At 40.5% G+C, this 2,799-nt stretch carries 1 protein-coding gene; it reads left to right on the forward strand.

Annotated features, from left to right (window positions below; all coding sequences use genetic code 11):
* The coding region (locus FD18_RS06220) for an NEL-type E3 ubiquitin ligase domain-containing protein (protein ID WP_200953889.1) at nt 1-2,799 on the forward strand (2,799 nt) is incomplete at both ends.

Genomic DNA, 2,799 nt, shown 5'->3' on the forward strand with positions numbered 1-2,799 from the left:
ACTTAAGCTTTCGCTCATTGATACCGCGTTGCTTAAGCTGTCACTCATGCTTACTGAGTTACTTAAGCTATCACTCATACTTACTGAGTTAGATAAGCTATCGCTCACCGATACGGAGTTACTTAAGCTGTCACTCATGCTTACTGAGTTAGATAAGCTCTCGCTCATACTTACTGAGTTACTCAAGCTCTCACTCATTGATACCGAGTTAGATAAGCTTTCGCTCATGCTTACTGAGTTACTCAAGCTCTCACTCATGCTTACTGAGTTACTCAAACTTTCACTCATACTTACTGAGTTGCTCAAGCTCTCGCTCATGCTTACTGAGTTACTTAAGCTTTCACTCATGCTTACTGAGTTGCTTAAACTCTCACTCATGCTTACTGAGTTGCTTAAGCTGTCACTCATGCTTACTGAGTTGCTTAAACTTTCGCTCATCGATACCGAGTTACTTAAGCTGTCGCTCATGCTTACTGAGTTAGATAAGCTGTCACTCATGCTTACTGAGTTGCTTAAGCTGTCACTCATGCTTACTGAGTTACTTAAACTTTCGCTCATGCTTACTGAGTTACTTAAGCTGTCGCTCATGCTTACTGAGTTACTTAAGCTTTCACTCATGCTTACTGAGTTACTTAAGCTCTCGCTCATGCTTACTGAGTTACTTAAGCTGTCGCTCATGCTTACTGAGTTACTTAAGCTGTCACTCATACTTACTGAGTTAGATAAGCTGTCGCTCATGCTTACTGAGTTAGATAAGCTGTCGCTCATGCTTACTGAGTTGCTTAGGCTGTCACTCATGCTTACTGAGTTACTCAAGCTCTCACTCATACTTACTGAGTTAGATAAGCTTTCACTCATACTTACTGAGTTACTTAAGCTGTCGCTCATGCTTACTGAGTTGCTTAGGCTTTCACTCATACTTACTGAGTTACTTAAGCTGTCGCTCATGCTTACTGAGTTAGATAAGCTATCGCTCATTGATACTGAGTTACTCAAGCTGTCACTCATGCTTACTGAGTTAGATAAGCTCTCGCTCATACTTACTGAGTTACTCAAGCTCTCACTCATTGATACCGAGTTAGATAAGCTTTCGCTCATGCTTACTGAGTTACTCAAGCTCTCACTCATGCTTACTGAGTTACTCAAACTTTCACTCATACTTACTGAGTTGCTCAAGCTCTCGCTCATGCTTACTGAGTTAGATAAGCTTTCGCTCATGCTTACTGAGTTACTCAAGCTCTCACTCATGCTTACTGAGTTACTCAAACTTTCACTCATACTTACTGAGTTGCTCAAGCTCTCGCTCATGCTTACTGAGTTACTTAAGCTTTCGCTCATGCTTACTGAGTTGCTCAAACTCTCACTCATGCTTACTGAGTTAGATAAGCTTTCACTCATTGATACTGAGTTACTTAAACTTTCACTCATTGATACCGAGTTGCTTAAGCTGTCGCTCATGCTTACTGAGTTACTTAAGCTTTCACTCATACTTACTGAGTTGCTTAAACTTTCGCTCATTGATACTGAGTTACTTAGGCTTTCACTCATACTTACTGAGTTACTTAAGCTGTCACTCATGCTTACTGAGTTACTTAAGCTGTCGCTCATGCTTACTGAGTTACTCAAACTTTCGCTCATGCTTACCGAGTTGCTTAAGCTGTCGCTCATGCTTACTGAGTTACTTAAACTTTCGCTCATGCTTACTGAGTTAGATAGGCTATCACTCATGCTTACTGAGTTACTTAAGCTTTCACTCATGCTTACTGAGTTGCTTAGGCTGTCACTCATACTTACTGAGTTGCTTAAGCTCTCGCTCATGCTTACTGAGTTACTCAAGCTCTCACTCATTGATACCGAGTTGCTTAAGCTCTCACTCATGCTTACTGAGTTACTTAAACTTTCGCTCATCGATACCGAGTTACTTAAGCTTTCGCTCATGCTTACTGAGTTACTCAAGCTTTCACTCATGCTTATTGAGTTACTTAAACTTTCGCTCATGCTTACTGAGTTGCTTAAACTTTCGCTCATGCTTACTGAGTTGCTCAAACTCTCACTCATGCTTACTGAGTTACTCAAGCTCTCACTCATGCTTACTGAGTTACTCAAGCTTTCACTCATACTTACTGAGTTACTTAAGCTCTCGCTCATGCTTACTGAGTTGCTCAAGCTGTCACTCATTGACACTGAGTTACTTAAACTTTCACTCATGCTTACTGAGTTACTCAAGCTCTCGCTCATGCTTACTGAGTTACTCAAGCTCTCACTCATGCTTACTGAGTTACTTAAACTTTCACTCATTGATACTGAGTTACTTAAACTTTCACTCATTGATACTGAGTTACTTAAACTTTCACTCATACTTACTGAGTTAGATAAGCTTTCACTCATTGACACTGAGTTACTTAAGCTGTCACTCATTGATACAGAGTTAGATAAGCTGTCACTCATTGACACTGAGTTGCTTAAGCTCTCGCTCATGCTTACTGAGTTGCTCAAGCTGTCACTCATTGACACTGAGTTACTTAAGCTTTCGCTCATCGATACTGAGTTACTCAAGCTTTCACTCATTGATACAGAGTTAGATAGGCTCTCACTCATACTTACTGAGTTGCTCAAGCTTTCACTCATTGACACTGAGTTACTTAAGCTGTCACTCATCGATACTGAGTTACTCAAACTTTCACTCATTGACACTGAGTTACTTAGGCTGTCACTCATGCTTACTGAGTTACTTAAGCTTTCGCTCATTGATACCGAGTTGCTTAAGCTCTCACTCATGCTTACTGAGTTACTTAAACT

Source organism: Lactobacillus taiwanensis DSM 21401, assembly GCF_001436695.1.
GTDB lineage: Bacteria > Bacillota > Bacilli > Lactobacillales > Lactobacillaceae > Lactobacillus > Lactobacillus taiwanensis.